This is a genomic window from Sphingomonas sp. FG14 (genome assembly GCF_057809675.1).
Genome location: NZ_JBMDKK010000002.1, coordinates 166,568 through 185,090, shown reverse-complemented (window position 1 = coordinate 185,090; position 18,523 = coordinate 166,568). Strand labels below are relative to the sequence as shown.

Sequence of the window (18,523 nt, the reverse complement as noted above, 5' to 3'; positions counted from 1 at the left end):
CGGGATTCACCTCGTCCTTCGAACGGTCTAGGAGGGAGGGATGACTCCCGCGCTCAACATCACACGATCGATTCTCGGCCAACCCTGGCGCTGGCGCGGCCTCGACACCGGCGCGCGCGACGTGAATTTCGAGCCCGACGATCTCGTCACGCAATTGCTGCTCACGCGCGGCTGCCCGCGCGACGCGATCGAGGCGCATCGCGCGCCCAGCATTCGCGGTTTCATGCCCGATCCGTCGATCTTCCGCGACATGGACCGCGCGGCGGAACGGCTGGCCGATGCCGTGCTGGCGAACGAGACGGTGACGATCTTCGGCGACTATGACGTCGACGGCGCCACCTCCGCCGCGCTGCTGATCCGCCTGCTGCGCGATCTGGGCCTTCATGCGCAGGCCTATATTCCGGATCGCCTGATGGAAGGCTACGGCCCCTCGGGCGAGGCGCTGGTCCGCCTGGCGGAGGCGGGATCGACGTTGATCGTCACGGTCGATTGCGGCGCGCAGGCGTTCGAGGCGCTCGACATGGCACGGGCCGTGGGCGTCGACGTGGTCGTCGTCGATCATCACAAATGCGCGAGCGCGCTGCCCGCCGCCTATGCGCTGGTCAATCCCAACCGGCTGGACGAGGACGAGGGCGCGGCGCACGGCCATCTCGCCGCCGTCGGCGTCGCCTTCCTGCTTGGCGCCGCCTTGCTGCGGCTGCTGCGCCAGCGCGGCTTCTTCGCCGCCCGCCCCGAACCCCGGCTGATCGACCTGCTCGACATCGTCGCGCTGGGCACCGTCGCCGATGTCGCCGCGTTGCGCGGGCTCAACCGCGCCTTCGTGGCGCAGGGGCTGAAGGTGATGGCGGCGCGGCGCAATATCGGGCTCAACGCGCTGATCGGCGCGTCGCGGCTCAATCGCGCGCCCACCTGCACCGATCTCGGTTTCGCGCTCGGCCCGCGAATCAATGCGGGCGGCCGCGTCGGCAAATCCGATCTCGGCGTGCGGCTGCTTGTCACCGAGGATCCGGACGAAGCGCGCGGTATCGCAGAGGAGCTCGACCGGCTGAACGAAGAACGCCGCGCGATCGAGGCGCTGGTGCAGGAAGCCGCCGAAACCGCCTCGATCGGCCAGGGCAATCGCGCGGTCGCGCTCGTCGCCGGCCGTGGCTGGCACCCCGGCGTGATCGGCATCGTCGCGGGGCGATTGAAGGAGAAGCTCGGCCGGCCGTCGATCGTGATCGCGATCGACGAGGATGGCGTCGGCAAGGGATCGGGCCGCTCGATCTCGGGCGTCGATCTGGGCGCGGCGGTGATGGCCGCCAAGGAAAATGGGCTGCTCGTCGCGGGCGGCGGCCATGCGATGGCGGCGGGCCTGACGGTCGCGGCCGACCGGATCGACGCGCTCGCCGATTTCCTCGACGAGCGCCTGTCGTCGGACGTCGCGCGCGCGCAGGGCGAACGCGCCCTGCTGCTCGACGCGGTGATCGCGCCGGGCGGAATGACGCCCGCGCTGGTCGAGGCGCTGGAGGCCGGCGGCCCCTATGGCATGGGCTGGCCGGCGCCGCGCGTGGCGGCTGGCCCCGTGCGCGTCATCAAGGCGGATATCGTCGGCACCAACCATGTTCGCGCGATCGTGGGCGGGGACGATGGCCGCAGCTTCAAGGCCGTCGCCTTCCGCGCCGCCGAAACCGAGCTTGGCCAGACGATTCTCGCGGCCCCGCGCGACCGCAAGCTGTGGATCGCCGGCCGTGCGAAGATCGACGACTGGGGCAGCCGGCCCGCCGCGGAGCTGCATATCGACGACGCGGCCTGGGCCTGAAAAACAGTTTGCCCACATGCTTGACCGGGGCGGATTCCTCGCCTAGTTGCTCGCCTGCCTTCGCGGCCCCTTCGTCTAGCGGTTAGGACGCGGCCCTTTCACGGCTGAAACACGGGTTCGATTCCCGTAGGGGTCACCAACCTCATCTGGTTGGTCTTTTCTGAGAATAAGCGGTGGCGCCCTCCCATGACAGACGCCTTGACACGATTGCCCCCGTCGCGGCGGATGAGCCGTGACAGGGGCACGCTGTAGCTGAGATGCCGGGGATCGGGGCCCGCCTTCCGGGCCGGGACCCTAATATCGGAAGCTGATCGTCACGCCATACGTCGCCGGCATGCCCGCGATCTTCGCGATATAGTCGGTCAGGTGGGTGACGTTGTTGTAATAATAGGCGTTGGTGACGTTGCGCCCCCACACCTGCCCGCTCCAGCGCCCGTCCGCCGATTCCAGGCCGAGGCGAAGATCGACCAGCGTGTAGGATGGCAGCGTGAATTGCGGCGTGTTGCCGAAGGTGCCCGGGCTGCTGCTGTGATAGGTGAGCGCGCCGCCGACAATGGCGTGCATCCCGCCGCCGCCCACCGGGAAGCGATATTCGGCGTTGCCCACGAACTGCCATTTTGGCGTGTTGGGGAAGGATTCGCCGACATAGCTGGTCGGCGCGCCGAAAGGATCGCGCGGCTCCGCCGGCGCCACCGGATCGCGGCGCACCCTGGAACGCACATAGGTCAGCCCCGATGACAGGCGCAGCCCCTTGGTCGGGCGGAGCACCAGATTGGCCTCGAACCCGTAGACCTTCGACTTGGGAATGTTGACGAGTTGCGGCAGCGGGCCGAACACCGGCGTCAGCACGATGCCCTTCAACTGCTTGTCGTCATAGTCGTTGTAGAAGACCGCGAAATCGGCGTTGAGCAGCCCGCCCGCCGTGGTGAAACGCGTGCCCGCCTCATAGGCGAGGACCGCTTCCTGGGTGACCGGCGTGAACTGGCTGGAAAGGATCGCCGGCACCAGCGCGTAGCTGCCCGATTTATAGCCCTTGGTCAGATTGGCATAGGCCATCACATTGGTGTCGAACTTGTAGTCCACGCCCATCCGCCACGAGAGGTTGTCCTCGTCGAGCTGGGATGTGGCAAGGCCGGGCTTGAACGTCGCCGCGTCGATCGTGACGCAGCCGAGCGCGGGGATGTTGACCGGCGCGCCGGTGAAGAGCCCGGCGAGGAAGCCAAAGGCGGTGGCGGCGGGAACCCCGACCGGGCCGATGCCCTCATCCTTGATGCAGCCGGCGAAATCGCGCTTCTGCGAGGTGTAGCGCGCCGCCCCCTGCAAGGTCAGCCGATCGGTGACGTGAAGATCGAGGCTGCCGAAGGCCGAAAGCGTATCCACCTTCTGGTTGGCGATCTGGCCAAGGCGGGTGAACAGGAATGGGCCGATCTGGTTGTTGGTGCCCTGATTGGTCGTGATCGTGGACTCGTCGGCCTTCTCATATTGGTAATTGCCGCCGATCATCCAGTCGACGATGCCCGCCTTCCCGGCCAGCCGCAGTTCCTGCGCGAAGGTCTCAAGATCGGAATCATGCGCATCGATGCCGAAAGCGCCAAAGGCGGTGCCGTCGATGTCCATCGGCGAACTGCCCTTGAAGCGGTTATAGGCGGAGATCGAGGTCAGCGACACGCTGTCCGCGATCGACCAGTCGGCGCGCAGCGACGCCTGATGGAAACGATCGTTGCGGGCATAGTCGCGGCCCGCATCCCAGTCCGCCTCGCGCGCATCGTTCCGCGCGACGGGTGAGGCCCGCATCGCATCGGCGATATATTGGGTGAGCGGCGTCACCGCGACCGCGGGCGCGAACCCGACGAACTGCGCCGCCTGCGTCTCACCCTTGTCGCGCCACGCCGAAAGCGCGAGTTCGAAGCTCAGCGTGTCGCTCGGCTTCCAATCGAAGATCGCGCGGCCGTTCAGGAAATTCTTCTTGCCGAGCCGATCGGCGGGCCGCGTCCGGCTATATTGCCAGCCATCGGAAAATTCGCCCTGCACCGCCACGCGCGCCGACAGGCCTTCACCCAGCGGTCCACTCAGGAAGCCGTTGAAGCTCACCTCGTTGAAGCGCGCGAAGCCCGCGGTCACGCCGGCAGCCAGGCTGTCGGTCGGCTTGGCGGCGATGAAGTTGATCGCACCGCCGGTCGAGTTCATGCCGAACAGGGTGCCCTGCGGCCCCTTCAGCACTTCCACCCGCTCCAGATCGAGCAAGGCGCCGCGCGCCATCACCGAATAGGGCAGCGCCACCTGATCGGTATAGACACTGACCGCCGGGCCGGCCGAGGTCGAATTGTCGTTATAGCCGATGCCCCGGATCGAGAAGATCGGCGTGCCGAAGGCGCCCTGCTGATAGTTGAAGCCCGGCACTGCCTGAACGAGCTGCGAGGCATCGACGATGCCCGCGCGGGCGAGCGTATCGCCGGTCACCACCGAGATCGACATCGGCACGTCGGCCAGCCGCTCGGACCGTTTCTGCGCGGTCACGACGATCTCGCTCGTATCCTCGGCCCCGACATCGTTGCCCGGCGCGGCCTGGGCCCATGCGCCGGTGACCGGCGTCATCGCGAGCAGCGACGCACCGAAGAAAAGCTTGCGGAATTCAGCGGACATTGTTCCTCCCCAAAGGCCTTGATGGGCCTTTCTTGTCTAAGCTGTCCACATGTCGCGATTGCCGCGCATGCGGCGGGAGACCGGTTTCATTCGCCGCCTCCCTGAGCCATCAAATGCGTAAGTGCCGCCCTGCTCACATTATACTCGTCTGGATTGCGGGTTCGGCTCGGTCGGCGATCAACTCCCGATATCGGCGGACATGGCGCGCATGATCCGCTCGTTCTGGGCGCGCACCTCCCTTTCCCATTCGGGATGGGTGAAGATGTGCGGCCGACCTGCCAACGCCTGTTCCAGGATGATCCGGGCGGCCGTTTCGGGGCTCAGCACCCGGCAAAGCTCGGGCTTGAAAACCGGCCCCTCGTCCGATCCGCCGGAAGACTGGATCCCCGTCGCGATCCAGCCCGGACAGGCGACCGAAACCGCGATGCCGGACGGCGCCAGTTCCTGATGCAGCACCTCCGAAAGGCCGACCACCGCATATTTGCTCGCGACATAGGCACCGAAACCGGGCAGCGGCACCAGCCCCGCCATCGACGCGATATTGACGATATGCGCCTGCCCGGCCGCCGCCATGCGCGGCGCGAAGGCCGCGACGCCGTGGACGACACCCATCAGATTGACATCGACGACCCGCCGCCATCGATCGACCGGCATGTCGATCGATGGCCCGAAATCCGCGATCCCGGCATTGTTCACCAATATATCGCAGCGCCCGAACCGCTCGAAGCAGATGTCCGCGAGCCGCCCGACCGAAGCGGCGTCGGCGACATCGACCGCAACCGGAATCGCGGAGCCGCCATGCGCGGCGATCCCGGCGCAGACACGGCCGGCGCCGTCACCGTCGAGATCGGCGACGATGACCGTGCCGCCCGATGCCGCGAACTGCTCGGCGAGCGCGCGACCCAGGCCATTCGCGGCGCCGGTGACGACGCCGATCCGGCCGGCAAGCCCCGCCATCGCGCTCACCGCCCGGTGAATTGCGGGGTGGAGCGGTTCTGGAACGCCGCCACCGCGATGCGATGATCCTCCATCAGCATCGTCAGATTCTCATAAGCCGCCGCGCGATCGATGATGGCGTTGGCCGTCACCTTGAGCCCGGCATTGATCGATGCCTTGGTCCATTTGATGGCATTGGTCGCCCCTGCCGCCAGCCGCTCGGCCATCGCCTGCACCCTGGCGTCGATCTCGTCGAGCGGCACCGCCTCGGTGATCAGCCCGATCGCCGCCGCCTCCGCCCCGGTGATCGGATCGCCCGTCAGCAGATAGCGCTTCGCCCGCGCATAGCCGATGAGCTGCGGCCAGATGACGGCGCCGCCATCCCCCGCGACAAGGCCGACGGAGACGTGCGGATCGGCGAAGCGCGCATCGGGCGTCGCATAGACGAAGTCGCAGAACAGCGAGAGCGAGCAGCCCAGCCCGACCGCCGGGCCGACGACGCGCGCGATGACCGGCACCTCCAGGTCGAGCATGCTGTTCTGGATGCGCCGGTCGTTCTCGATCGCCGCGACCATGGCGGCGGGATCGCTCTGCAACGCCGCCAGCCAGCCGATATCGCCGCCCGCGCTGAAGGCCTGGCCCGCCCCGGTCAGGATCACCACGCCGACATCGGGATCCTGCGCGATATCGCCGAATATTCGCGCGAACTCGCCATGGATCAGCGGATTGACCGCGTTCTTCACGTCCGGCCGGTCGATCGTGACGGTCAATATCCGTCCGTTCCGCTCGATCTTCAGTCCCTTGTACGACGAATAGTCCATTGCCTTCCTTTCAGGTCAGACGGGGTGTGTTTCGAGAAATCGACGCGCCATTTCGGGCAGCAATTCATGCTTTTTGACCTTGCCCGAGACGGTGACGGGCAACGCGTCGACAAAGGCGACGTAGCGCGGCACCTTCCAGCGCGAGACCCGCGCGCGCATCCATGCCTGGATCGCCTCCGCATCGGGCGCGGCGCCGGGTGCGGGGCGGATCGCCGCGCACAGCTCCTCGCCATATTTCTCGTCGGGCAGGCCGATCACCGCGACCTCGGCGACATCGGGATGCTGGAGCAGAAAGGCCTCGATCTCGGCGGGATAGAGATTCTCGCCGCCGCGAATGACCATCTCCTTCAGGCGGCCGACGATCGCGACATAACCCTCCGCATCCATCGTCGCGATGTCGCCGGTCCGGAGCCAGCCGTCCGCGTCAAAGGCGCGGGCGCTTTGTTCTGGATCGCCATAGCCGATCATCCGGCCGGGGCCGTCGACACACAATTCGCCGGGCACGCCGCAGGGCTGCACCCGCCCCTCCCCATCGACGATCTTCAACGCGACGCCCGGCAGAGCGAGGCCCGAACTGTGCGTCTTGCGTTCGGCGGGGTCGCCCGGCCGCACCGTCGCGCAGACGCCGCAGCTTTCGGTCTGGCCATAGCCGTTGAGCATCTCGACGCCGAAATGGCGCTCGCAGCGCGCCAGAAAGGGCGCCGGAACCGCGGCGCCGCCGACGATGATCCTGCGCAGCGCGGAGAGATCGCGGCGGCGATCCGGATCGGCCTCCATCATCGCGGTCAGCATCGACGGCACACCGATGAAGCCGGTGCAGGCCTCGCGCTCCAATATGTCGAGCGCTTCGCCCGCCCTGAAGATATAGATGGGCAGCGTCGTCGCGCCGTTGGCGAGCGCGCCGGGCGTCGAATTGCCCGAGCCGCCGACGTGGAACAGCGGGAAACCGTGACAGACCCGGTCACCCGGCCCGAAACCCCAGGCGCGATAGGATCGCGCGCCGATGGTGACGATCGGGCCATGCGGCAGCAAAGTCGCCTTCGGGCGGCCCGTCGTTCCCGACGTATATTGGATCATCAGCAGGTCGGCGGGCTGGACGGGCGGCAACGGCCCCGCCGGGCCGGCATCCGCGATCATCCGATCGACGTCATCGCCGATATGATGAAGCGCGCGCAGCGACGGCAATTTGCGCCGCACCGCCCCGGCGATGTCGCGCATCCGTTCTCCGCCCGCCAACTCGTCATGAAAGACGGCGACCGCGTCGGCGGCCGCCAGCGCATAGTCCAGTTCCGCCGCGCGATAGAGCGGGTTCAGCGCGACAAGCACCATGCCGGCCCGGGCGATGGCGAACTGGAGCGGGATCCAGTTGGGGTGATTGGGCGACCAGATCGCGATGCGCTCGCCCGGCCGATAGCCCGCCGCGATCAGCGCATGAGCGAGCCGCGTCGCGCGCTCGTCAAGCTCGGCGAAGGACCAGCGCGTCTCCGCCACGCCGGACTGGCACGAGAAGACCATCGCCTCCGCATCGGGCCAGGCGGCGGCCGAGCGCGAGAGCGCAGCGCCAAGCGAAAGATCGTCCCGGTCGCGATCCACGCATGGCGCGGCATCGGCAAGCCAAAGCGATTGGCTGAGCGGCACGTCTTTCCTCCCCGGTTCCGGCTCTCCGTCCCGATCGGGACCGCGAGGCTGGAGGAATAGCGCGCACGCGCGACTTGACCTGCTCGCATATGGCTCAACTCCAGTCGTCTTCGGGGCTGACCCAATTGCAGGCGGATCGATCGCGCCATTATATCGGCGTCATCCCATTTATCCCTTCGATCACCAGAGAAAATCGCATGGATGATCTTCCCGATATTATTAAGGACTGGATCGGACGACCGATGATAATCGTCGATCATGTCGTCACCGTCGAACAAGGTCTTTGGACCAATTTCTGTGTCGCGATCGAAGACGGAAATCTTCTTTACTGGGACTATACGGCATCGCGCGACCAGACCGACAGCGTCATCGCGCCCCCGGCGATGCTGCCGAGCTGGGCGGTCGAGCATGACTGGATGCCCGGCCGCGATCGCCCGGCGCGGCGGACGCTGGAACTGCATTTCATGGTCAAGGACGCGCTTGGCCTGCGCAACGGCATCGTGACCGAGGTCGAGCTCGAGCTGCACGCGCCGCTCCGCGCGGGTGAATCGGTTCGCGCGGAGCAGATCCTGCGCAGCGTCGGCCCCGAGCGCGAGACCCGGCTCGGCACCGGCCGGAACTGGGAGATCGACGTGCAGTATCGCAAGCCGGACGGCAGCCTTGCCGGCATCCAGCGCCTCCATTTCCTCGCTTATGGAAAGGTGGCGGCATGAACGCGCGAATGCGCGGAACGATCGCGCCGCTGGCGGGGGACCGACTGCCCGAACTCCTGATCGACGTCACCCGCAAGATGATCATCGCCGGGGCGACAGGCAGCCGGGATTGGCAACCCCAGCATCATGACAAGGAGGCCGCGCAGCATGCCGGCCTGCCCGACATCATCATGAACAACTATACCCAGGCGGGCCTGATCAGCCGCTACGTCACCGACTGGAGCGGGCCGATCGGCCGCATCGGCCGGCTGAGATTTTCGATGCGGCGGCCGATCTGCCCCGACAGCCGGGTCCATTTCAGCGGGCAGGTCGTCTCCGTCGAAGCGGATGGTGATCAGATCGCGTGGATCCAGCTCGATGTCGCGATGAAACAAGGCGACACCCTGCTGACCTCCGCCTCCGTCCGGCTCGCAATGCCCGCCGATGCGAGCGCACGCTCGCCCTGGCGTTGCCCGCCCGGGGAATGGCGCCCCTGAACCGAGAGCCTGTTGGGAAATGTGCGGAAGAGCACATTTCCAAGGCCGCAGGCGCATTTGAATGACCAGCCGGGAATGTGAGCGCCACCCGAGTTGAGGGGGGAGGCCACCAGCCCGCACAGTCCACCGCATATCGAGCCCCTGGAGCGCGCGACATCAATGGAATTGGGACTTTCCGAGGAACAGCATCTGCTGCGGGACACGGTGCGCCAGCTCTGCGAGAGCCGGTTCCCGTTGACGGCGCTGCGCCGGATCGAAACCGATCCCGCCGGGCTGGATCGCGTCTTCTGGGCACAGCTCTGCGACATCGGCGTGCCGGCGATGCCGATCGCGCCCGAACAGGGCGGGCTGGGCTTCGGCATGCTCGACACCGCGCTCGTCTTCGAACAGCTCGGGCGGCAGCTCGCCGTCACCCCGCTCTTCACCAGCTCGCTCATCGCCGCCGCGCTGCTGGCGGCGAGCGATGACGCCGCGCCGCGCGACCACTGGCTGGCGGAGATCGCGCAAGGGGCGATCGTCGCGGTCGCCGCGACCGAGCCGGGCGAGACGCCCGATATCGCGCATTGCGCCAGCCGCTTCGATCGCGCGCCCGATGGCATTCGCCTCTCCGGCATGAAGCATTTCGTGCCGTTCGCGTCGATCGCATCAGCCCTGCTGGTCATCGCCCGCGACAACGAAAGCGGCGAACCGGCCGCGCTGCTGGTGCCGCGCGACGCGCCGAGCGTCACCATCCGCCATCAGGCCAATCTCGCCACCGAACCCTATTTCGAGGTCACATTCTCCGGGGTCACGCTGCCGACGGAGAACCTGCTCGCGATCGACGATCTGCCGCGTCGCTGGCGCGAAATCTCCGCGCGCGGCCATATCGCGCTGGCCGCTCAGGCAGTGGGCGCGGCGCGGCACGCCCATGAGATCAGCCTTTCCTATGCCAAGACGCGGGAGGCGTTCGGCCAGCCCATCGGCGGCTTCCAGGCGATCGCCCATTATCTGGCCGATGCGATCGTCGAGATCGAGGGGTGCCAGGCCCTGTTCCATCAGGCGGCCTGGCTCCACGACCAGGGGCTGGCGTTCGAAGCCGCGGCGGCGATCGCGAAACTGCAGGCCGGCGCGATGTTCCGCCGCGTCTCCGCCCTCGCCATCCAGATCCATGGCGGCATCGGCTATACCAGCGAGGCGGATCCACAGCTTTTCTTCCGCCGCGCCAAGCAATGGCAAGTGCTGGACGGCGGCGATGCCGTTCTGGAAGATGCGATCGCCCGGCTGACGATCGATCCGGCGATGCCCGGCGCGCGAGCGGCCGGATGACCGCGCCCACCACCATCCGCGTCGAACGGACCGGCGCGGTCGGGCTGATCACGCTCGACCGGCCGGATCGGCTGAACGCCTATACCCCCGATATGGGCGACGAGCTGGTCGACGGTTTCCGCGCACTGGCCACGGACCGTGCGATCGGCGCGATCGTCGTCACCGGCGCGGGCCGCGCCTTTTGCGCGGGCGCGGATCGGGATTTTCTGGGCGGGCGGCTCAGCCGGCGCGGCAAGCCGATCGGCGAGGAGCATTTCGTCGCCGGCTTCGCGGAGGAACTGTTCTCGCTGCCCAAGCCGACCATCGCGGCGATCAACGGCCCGGCGGTGGGCATCGGCGCGACGATGCTGCTGTCGTTCGATTTCCGCCTTGCCGGGCGCGGCGCCAGCTTCGGCTTTCCCTTCGCAAGGCTGGGCCTGATGCCGGGCATGGGATCGACCCATCTTCTGCCCGCGATCGTCGGCGCGGCCCGGGCGCGCCAGATCCTCATGTCGGGTGCGACGCTGGACGCAGCCCATGCACTGGAGATCGGGCTGGTCGGCGATGTGCTGGACGACGACGCGCTGCACGACGGCGCGATCGCGCTCGGCGCGCGGATCGCGGCGGTCGACGGCGCGGCGATCGCCGGGTGCAAGCGCGCGCTGAACCAGGCGAGCCTTGCCGGACTGCGCGCGGCGGTCGCGCAGGAACGGCGGGAAACCGCAACTCTCAACGCAAGCAGGCGCGACGCCGCCGAAGGGCATTGACCACCATGGAAGAGATACGGTTCGACGACATCGCCACGCTCGAGACGCGCATGTCCGACGATTATGGCCCGTGGAGCCAGGCGCTCGACGTGCCCCAGTCGATGATCGCCGCCTTCGCCGAAATGACCGGGGATCGGCAATGGATCCATGTCGATGTCGATCGCGCGGCGACGGAAAGCCCCTTCGGCGCGACCATCGCCCATGGCTTCCTGGTGCTGGGCCTGTCCACCATCATCAAGAACGGCGCCGATTACGCGATCGTCGGCCATGCGAGCGCGCTGAACTACGGGCTCGACAAGGTCCGCTTCATCGCCCCCGTGCCCGCCGGCTCGCAAATCCATGGACGCACCCGGATCGCGCGGGTGGCGCGCGAAAAGGGCGGCACCATGCTGACCGTGCAGGTCGCGATCCACATCGTCGGCGCCGAAAAGCCGTCGCTGTGTTTCGACTGGATGCTGCTCTACCGGGGCTGAGGGCGGTATGACGATGATCGAGACCTTTCCCCTGCCCGTCACCGACGATCCCGTCGACGCCGGATTCTGGCGCGCGTGCGGGGACGGCCGGCTGACCGTGCAAACGTGCCGGGCCTGCGGCCATGCACAGCATCCGCCCCGCGCAATGTGCCCGGCGTGCCGTTCGACCGATCTGTGCTGGCGCGACGCGGCGGGAACGGGGCGGATCTGGTCCTTCACCGTCGCGCATCCGCCGCTGCTGCCCGCTTTCGCGCCGCTCGCCCCCCATGCGGTCGCGCTGGTCGAGCTCGATGATTTTCCCGGCATCCGCATGGTCGGTGCGCTGCTGCGCGACGGCGCCGCGATGTTCGGCGGCGTCGATCCCGCGACGCTCTCGATCGGCGCACCCGTGCGCGTCGGCTTCGTGGCGATGGCGGACGACGTCGCCCTGCCCTGCTGGACGCCCGTGAACCCCGATCTTTCGAAGGACAATGCATCATGACGGTGAAGGCGCTCGGATATATCGGCCTTGGCAGCAGCGATCCCGCCGCCTGGCTCCGCTTCGGCATCGACATGCTGGGCATGATGCCGGCGCGCGCCGTGCCGGGCGAAGGCTGGGGGCCGGCGGAGGACGGCCGCATCCCCGGCGTCGCGCGCGACGGCACCGTCTTCCTCAAGATGGACGATCGCCAATGGCGCATCGCGATCCACCCCACCGACGGCGCCCGCGAGCTCCTGTATATGGGGCTGGAGCTGGAAGACCATCTCGCGCTGGAGCGCTGCGCGCGGATGCTGCGCGACGAAGGCCATGAGGTGCGACCCGCGCGACCGGAGGAAACACGGGCGAGAGCGGTGACCGGCCTGTTCTTCACGCAGGATCCGGCGGGCAACGCGCTGGAATTCTTTTATGGGGCGACGACGGACTATAATTTCGCGTCGCCCGTTCCGGGCCAGCGCTTCCTGGCCGGGCATCTGGGCCTGGGCCATGTCAACCTGTTCGTCGACAACCAGGCGGCCTGTTTCGATTTCTACACAAGGCTGCTGGGCTTCAGGCTTTCCGACTATATCCGCTATGGCGAGGAGGCCGCGCTCCAGTTCCTGCGCTGCAATCCGCGCCATCACAGCATCGCCATGCTCGATTTCGGCGTGGGCAACACGCTTCAGCACCTGATGGTCGAGATGGAGACCATCGACGATGTCGGCAAGGCGCTCGACCGCGCCAAGAAGCTGGGCTTCGCAACGGTCAGCTCGCTCGGCCGCCACCGCAACGACGGCACGCTCTCATTCTATATGCGTTCGCCCGGCACCGTCGATGTCGAGATCGGCTGCGAGGGCAAGATCCTCGACGAGACCTGGACCGCCAACGAATTCTGCGAGGGCGACGTCTGGGGGCATGACGGGCTGGTGGAGGCGGTGATGGAAGCCGGCGATGCCGCGCGCCACAAGGTGGAGGCCGGATCGCGATGACGGCGATGGCCGGAATCGACACGGACTATCGGCTGGAGGATCGCTACACCCGCGATCATGGTCGCGTCTTCCTGTCGGGCTCGCAGGCGCTCGTGCGCCTGCCGATGATGCAGCGGCAGCGCGATCTGGCGGCGGGCCTGAACACCGCGGGCTTCATCTCCGGCTATACCGGTTCGCCGCTCGGCGGCTACGACATCGCGCTGAAGCAGGTGCCCGATCTGCTCGAGCGGCACCACATCCATTTCGAGCCCGGCATCAACGAGGATATGGGCGCCACCGCCGTCTGGGGATCGCAGCAGGTCCATCTCGCCGGGCAGGCGCGCTACGACGGGGTGTTCGGCATCTGGTACGGCAAGGGGCCGGGTGTCGACCGGTCGGGCGACGCGCTGAAACATGGCAGCTATTCGGGTTCGGCACCCAATGGCGGGGTGCTGGTGCTGGCCGGCGACGATCATGGCGCCAAGTCATCGACGATCGCGCATCAGAGCGATCACGCCTTCATCCATTTCGGCATGCCCTATTTCAATCCCGCGACGGTACAGGACTATCTCGATTACGGGCTGCACGGCTTCGCGCTGTCGCGTCATTCGGGCTGCTGGGTCGCGATGAAATGCGTGACCGACACGATCGAGAGCAGCGCCTCGGTCGATGTCGATCCGGGCCGCGTCACCATCACCCTGCCCGTCGAGGACGAGGGGCGCGGCACGCGCAACACGCGCTGGGCCGTGCCCGCGATCGCCGCCGAGAAGCGCCACTATCAGGAAAGACTGCCGGCGGTTCTCGCCTATGTCCGCGCGAACGGGCTCAACCGGACGATCATCGACGCGCCCGCCCGGACACTGGGCATCGTCACCTCCGGCAAGGCGTTTCTCGACGTGATGCAGGCGATCGAAGAGCTCGGCCTGAGCGAGACCGACTGCGCCGCGCTGGGGCTGTCGCTGATGAAGATCGCCATGCCCTGGCCGCTCGAACCCGATGCCGTGCGCGCCTTCGCGACGGGCAATCGCGAACTGCTGGTCATCGAGGAGAAACGCCCGGTCATCGAGGAACAGATCGCCCGGCAACTGATCAACCTTGAGGATCGCCCCGCGCTGCTGGGGAAGCAGGACCTGGACGGGCGCCCGCTGGTCCCCGCCGAGGGCGAACTCACGCCGCGCCTCGTCGCGCGGATCGTCGGCGAACGGATCGTGGCGCTGACCGGCGATGCCCGAGCGGCGGCCGCGCTCGACCGGATCGCACGGGAGGACGCCGGCACCGCGACAGGCGGCGCCTCGCTCGTCCGCCTGCCCAGCTTCTGCGCGGGCTGCCCGCACAACCGATCGACCAAGCTGCCCAATGGCAGCATGGCGTTCGGCGGCATCGGCTGTCACGGCATGGCGACCTTCCTGCCCGAGCGGAACACGCCCACCCTGTTCCAGATGGGCGGCGAAGGCGCGTCCTGGATCGGCATGGCGCCCTTCACCGATCGGCCGCACATCTTCCAGAATCTGGGCGACGGCACCTATTATCATTCGGGCCTGATGGCGATCCGCGCCGCCGCCGCCGCAGGCGTCAACATCACCTACAAGATCCTGGTGAACGACGCGATCGCCATGACCGGCGGCCAGGAAATCGCGGGCAAGATGCGCGTCGACGTGCTGACACGGCAGCTCGAAGCCGAAGGCGTCCGCGCGATCGCGGTCGTGAGCGACCGGCCGGACGATTATCCGAAGGACGCCGGCTTCGCCCCCGGCACCACGATCCATCATCGCGATGAACTCGATGCGGTGCAGCGGCGCCTGCGCGAGCTGCCGGGCGTCACCGCGATCGTCTATGACCAGGGCTGCGCGACCGAGCTGCGCCGCCGCCGCAAGCGCGGCAAGGCCGTCGATCCCGACCATCGCCCCTTCATCAACAGCCGGGTGTGCGAGGGCTGCGGCGATTGCTCGGTCCAGTCCAACTGCATCGCGATCGAACCCGTCGAGACGGCGCTGGGCCGCAAGCGGCGGATCAACCAGTCGGCCTGCAACAAGGACCTGTCCTGCCTCGACGGCTATTGCCCCAGTTTCGTGACCGTGCGTGGCGGCCGCCCGCGCAAGCGCGCGGGTACCGGGGCAAAGGGCGATGGCGAGGCGATCGCCGCCGCGCTGCCCGCCCCCGCCATCGCATCGGTCGATGCGCCGTTCAGCCTGCTCATCACCGGCATCGGCGGATCGGGCGTGGTGACGCTGGGCGCGATCCTGGGCATGGCGGCGCATCTGGAAGGCAAGGGATGTTCGGTGCTGGACGTGACCGGCCTTGCCCAGCGCAACGGCCCGGTCGCCAGCCATGTCCGCGTCGCAGCCTCGCCCGACGCGCTGCGCGCCACCCGCATCGCGCGCGCCGATCTCGTGCTCGGCAGCGATATCGTGGTGACCGCCAGCCCGGCGATGCTGGGCAGCGTGTCGCCCGGCCATACGCGCGCGATCGTCAACAATCATGTCTCCCCCACATCCGATTTCGCGAGCAATCCGGACCTCAACCTGTCGTCCGCCGCGATGGAGGAGATGATCCGCGCACGCACCGGTCAGGTCGAGTTCGTCGCGGCGAACCGCATGGCCTATGCCCTGATGGGCAACGAGGTGGCGGTGAACCTGATGCTTGTCGGCTATGCCGCCCAGCGCGGCTGGCTGCCATTCTCGCTCGCCGCGATCGACCGGGCGATCGAACTCAACGGCGCGTCCGTCGAGATGAACCGGCAGGCGCTGGCCTGGGGGCGGATCGCCGCCGCCGAGCCGGAGCGCCTTTCCGCGCTCCTGACGCCACCCCCGGCGGCCGACGCTGCACCGGAAAGCCTGGACGCGATCGTCGCCCGCAATGTCGCGGAGCTCGGCGACTATCAGGATGCCCGCTATGCCGAGCGCCATCGCCGGCTGGTCCAGCGGGCGCGCGACGCCGGGCAAGGACTGGGCGGCGGCGACGCGTTCGCCAGGACGGTCGCGCGCAATCACTTCAAGCTGATGGCCTATAAGGACGAATATGAGGTCGCCCGACTGCTGACCGCGCCATCCTTCCGCGCGACGCTGGCGGAGGAATTCGAAGGCGATTTCCGCATCGAATATAATATGGCGCCGCCGCTGTTCCAGCGGCGCGATCCACTGACCGGCCGCTATCCCAAGCGCCGCTTCGGCAACTGGATGACGCCGCTGCTGAAGCTGCTGGCGCATGGCAGGCGCCTGCGCGGCACGATCCTCGATCCATTCGGCCATGCCGCGCATCGCCGCGCCGAACGCGCACTGATCGCGGACTATGAGCACGACATCGCACGGCTCGCCGGGACGCTGACGGCGGACCGGCTGGCGCTGTCGATCGAGATCGCCGCGCTGCCCGAACGGATCCGCGGCTTCGACACGGTGAAGGACGCCTCGATCGATGCGGTCCGTCAGAAAAGACAATCGCTCGAACAGCAATTGGCGGAGATTGGGAAAGTCGCCGCCGCGCAGGAAAACGGGAAACAGCATGAACCTGCTTGAAGGAAAAGCCGCGATCGTCACGGGTGGCGGGCGCGGGATCGGGCGCGGCCATTGCCTGCAGCTAGCGGCGGCGGGCGCGAAGGTGATCGTCAACGACATCGATGCCGAGGTCGCGGATCAGGTGGTGGCGGAGATCCGTGCGGCGGGCGGCATCGCCGAAAGCGGCGCGATCGGCATCGGCAGCCGCGAAGGCGCCGAGGCGCTTGTCGCGCGCTGCATCGAGCGGTTCGGCTCGATCGACATATTGGTCAACAACGCCGGCAATCTGCGCGATCGCACCTTCCTGCGGATGACCGACGAGGAATTCGACGCGGTCTGGACCGTGCATGTGAAGGGCAGTTTCTGGTGCGGCCAGGCGGCCGCGCTGGCGATGCGCGACAGCGGGCGCGGCGGCGCGATCGTCAACACCACCTCGGGCGCGCATTTCGGCAGCTTCGGCCAGACCAACTATGCAGCCGCCAAGGGCGCGATCGCATCGATGACCTACACATGGGCGCTGGAACTGGCGCGCCACGGCATCCGGGTGAACGCGATCGGCCCGACCGGCACGACCCGCATGTCCGACAGTTTCGCGGGCGGATCGGTGCCCCTGCCCTATGTCGATCCGGCGCTGAACGGCGCGCTCGTCGTCTTTCTGTGCAGCGATCTGGCCGCCGGGGTCAGCGGGCAGGTCTTCGGTTCGGGCGGCGAGCGGGTCTCGCACATGGTGCAGCCCCATTATGGCAAGACGCTGATCCGCGAAGGCGGCTGGACGATCGAAGCGCTCGCCGAACAGTTCACGCGCCAGCTCGCCGGGGAATTCGGCGCGCTCGGCATGCTGGGCCAGCCCTATCCCTTTCATGGCGGCGTCGTAGCGCCGGGCGCGAAATTGTGACCGGGCTCAAGGATCGCACCGCGATCGTCGGCATCGGGCAGACGCGCTTCGCGAAGATACTGCCCGAAACCGAATTGCAGCTTGCCTGCATCGCGATCCGCGCCGCGCTCGACGATGCCGGTATCGCGCCGGACGAGGTGGACGCGCTCGGCTGCTTCACCCAGGAAACGACGCCCGAGTTCGAGATCGCCCGCAATCTGGGGTTCGGCGAGCTGCATTTCTTCAGTCAGGTCGCGCATGGCGGCGGCGCGATCTGCGGCGCGATCGGGCAGGTCTGCGCGGCGATCGCGCTCGGCATCGCCCGGGTCGGCGTCGTGTGGCGATCGCGCAAGCGCGGTGATCCGTCGAAACGCCAATGGGCCGGAGTGCAGCCGCGCATCGACGATCACTGGAAATGGTCGCGCCCGCACGGCCTGTCGCGCCCCGCCGACGAGGTGGCGATGCTCATGCGCCGCTACATGCACGACCATGGCGCCACCCGCGAAGACCTGGCGGGCGTCGCGCTGGCGCAGCGCGCCTATGCCAACACCAATCCCGACGCGCTGATGCGCGACAAGCCGCTGGACCTGGACGCCTATCTCGACGCACGGATGATCGCCGATCCGCTCTGCCTGTTCGACAATTGCCTGGAAAGCGACGGCGCGATCGCGATCGTCATCACCAGCGCCGAACGCGCGCGCGACCTGCGGCACAGGCCGGTGCTGGTCCATGCCTTTTCACAGGGGATGAGCCGCGAGCATCAGTTGATGACCGATTATCACGGGAAAGATCCCTTCATTTCGTCCTCGGCGGCGGCGGCCCGCAATCTCTGGCGGCAGTCCGACATCGCACCGGCCGACATCGATGCCGCGCAGATCTACGACGCCTTTTCGCCGCTCGTCCTGTTCTCGCTGGAGAATTACGGGCTTTGCGGGCGTGGCGAGGCAGCGCGCTTCGTCGCCGCCGGCGAAACCGGCCGGGGCGGACGCCTGCCCGTCAACACGGCGGGCGGCAGCCTGTCCGAAGTCTATCTGCACGGCGCCAACCTGGTGACGGAGGCGGTCCGGCAATTGCGCGGCAGCGCGGTCAACCAGGTCGCCGGTGCCGCGAACTGCCTGGTGAGCAGTTGCGACAGCACGCCCAATGGCGCGCTGGTCCTGCGGCGCTAAACGGAGAAGAAG

15 protein-coding genes and 1 tRNA gene are annotated in these 18,523 nt (G+C 67.7%); 12 read left to right on the top strand and 4 right to left on the bottom strand.

What is annotated here, in order from left to right:
• The first annotated feature begins 40 nt into the window (after positions 1–40).
• Together recJ and ACODTA_RS09020 are read left to right on the top strand one after the other, a co-directional pair.
• The gene (gene recJ, locus ACODTA_RS09025) at positions 41–1,801 is read left to right on the top strand and encodes a single-stranded-DNA-specific exonuclease RecJ (RefSeq protein ID WP_489065571.1); all 1,761 of its coding nucleotides are present in this window, start codon (positions 41–43) and stop codon (positions 1,799–1,801) included.
• Positions 1,802–1,865: 64 nt separating this feature from the next.
• Positions 1,866–1,940, top strand: a tRNA-Glu gene (locus ACODTA_RS09020).
• Between the two features lie 155 nt (positions 1,941–2,095).
• Here ACODTA_RS09020 and ACODTA_RS09015 read toward each other — a convergent pair.
• From ACODTA_RS09015 to ACODTA_RS09000, 4 genes are all read right to left on the bottom strand, one after another.
• Complete coding sequence (locus ACODTA_RS09015) at positions 2,096–4,444, bottom strand: TonB-dependent receptor (protein ID WP_489065570.1); 2,349 nt, start codon at positions 4,442–4,444, stop codon at positions 2,096–2,098.
• Positions 4,445–4,621: 177 nt separating this feature from the next.
• Positions 4,622–5,401 (bottom strand): SDR family NAD(P)-dependent oxidoreductase, encoded by a 780-nt coding sequence (locus ACODTA_RS09010; RefSeq protein ID WP_489066190.1) that lies wholly within the window; start codon positions 5,399–5,401, stop codon positions 4,622–4,624.
• Between the two features lie 5 nt (positions 5,402–5,406).
• Positions 5,407–6,201: an enoyl-CoA hydratase/isomerase family protein gene (locus ACODTA_RS09005; protein ID WP_489065569.1), complete on the bottom strand. Its 795-nt coding sequence runs from the start codon at positions 6,199–6,201 to the stop codon at positions 5,407–5,409.
• Positions 6,202–6,216: 15 nt separating this feature from the next.
• Positions 6,217–7,839, bottom strand: a complete 1,623-nt coding sequence (locus ACODTA_RS09000; RefSeq protein ID WP_489065568.1) for a class I adenylate-forming enzyme family protein — start codon at positions 7,837–7,839, stop codon at positions 6,217–6,219.
• Positions 7,840–8,081: 242 nt separating this feature from the next.
• Here ACODTA_RS09000 and ACODTA_RS08995 point away from each other — a divergent pair, with 242 nt between their 5' ends.
• The 10 genes from ACODTA_RS08995 (at position 8,082) to ACODTA_RS08950 (ending at position 18,511) form a co-directional block, all read left to right on the top strand.
• Positions 8,082–8,552: an FAS1-like dehydratase domain-containing protein gene (locus ACODTA_RS08995; RefSeq protein ID WP_489065567.1), complete on the top strand. Its 471-nt coding sequence runs from the start codon at positions 8,082–8,084 to the stop codon at positions 8,550–8,552.
• A complete protein-coding gene (locus ACODTA_RS08990; RefSeq protein WP_489065566.1) occupies positions 8,549–9,028 on the top strand; it encodes a MaoC/PaaZ C-terminal domain-containing protein in 480 nt (159 codons plus the stop codon). Before ACODTA_RS08995 ends, ACODTA_RS08990 begins: the two co-directional genes overlap by 4 nt.
• Positions 9,029–9,187: 159 nt before the next feature.
• The gene (locus ACODTA_RS08985; protein ID WP_489065565.1) at positions 9,188–10,333 is read left to right on the top strand and encodes an acyl-CoA dehydrogenase family protein; all 1,146 of its coding nucleotides are present in this window, start codon (positions 9,188–9,190) and stop codon (positions 10,331–10,333) included.
• On the top strand, positions 10,330–11,079 hold the full coding sequence (locus ACODTA_RS08980) for an enoyl-CoA hydratase/isomerase family protein (protein WP_489065564.1): 750 nt from the start codon (positions 10,330–10,332) through the stop codon (positions 11,077–11,079). The genes ACODTA_RS08985 and ACODTA_RS08980 overlap by 4 nt, the downstream gene beginning before the upstream one ends.
• 5 nt (positions 11,080–11,084) lie before the next feature.
• Positions 11,085–11,552, top strand: a complete 468-nt coding sequence (locus tag ACODTA_RS08975) for a MaoC family dehydratase (protein ID WP_489065563.1) — start codon at positions 11,085–11,087, stop codon at positions 11,550–11,552.
• A gap of 13 nt (positions 11,553–11,565) precedes the next feature.
• Positions 11,566–12,033 (top strand): Zn-ribbon domain-containing OB-fold protein, encoded by a 468-nt coding sequence (locus ACODTA_RS08970; protein ID WP_489065562.1) that lies wholly within the window; start codon positions 11,566–11,568, stop codon positions 12,031–12,033.
• Positions 12,030–12,998, top strand: coding sequence for a VOC family protein (locus tag ACODTA_RS08965; protein WP_489065561.1), 969 nt, complete (start codon positions 12,030–12,032; stop codon positions 12,996–12,998). The genes ACODTA_RS08970 and ACODTA_RS08965 overlap by 4 nt, the downstream gene beginning before the upstream one ends.
• On the top strand, positions 12,995–16,489 hold the full coding sequence (locus tag ACODTA_RS08960; protein ID WP_489065560.1) for an indolepyruvate ferredoxin oxidoreductase family protein: 3,495 nt from the start codon (positions 12,995–12,997) through the stop codon (positions 16,487–16,489). The genes ACODTA_RS08965 and ACODTA_RS08960 overlap by 4 nt, the downstream gene beginning before the upstream one ends.
• A complete protein-coding gene (locus tag ACODTA_RS08955; protein ID WP_489065559.1) occupies positions 16,476–17,363 on the top strand; it encodes an SDR family NAD(P)-dependent oxidoreductase in 888 nt (295 codons plus the stop codon). The genes ACODTA_RS08960 and ACODTA_RS08955 overlap by 14 nt, the downstream gene beginning before the upstream one ends.
• Entirely contained in the window at positions 17,360–18,511 is a 1,152-nt protein-coding gene (locus ACODTA_RS08950) for a thiolase C-terminal domain-containing protein (RefSeq protein ID WP_489065558.1), read from the top strand. Before ACODTA_RS08955 ends, ACODTA_RS08950 begins: the two co-directional genes overlap by 4 nt.
• Positions 18,512–18,523: the final 12 nt, after the last annotated feature.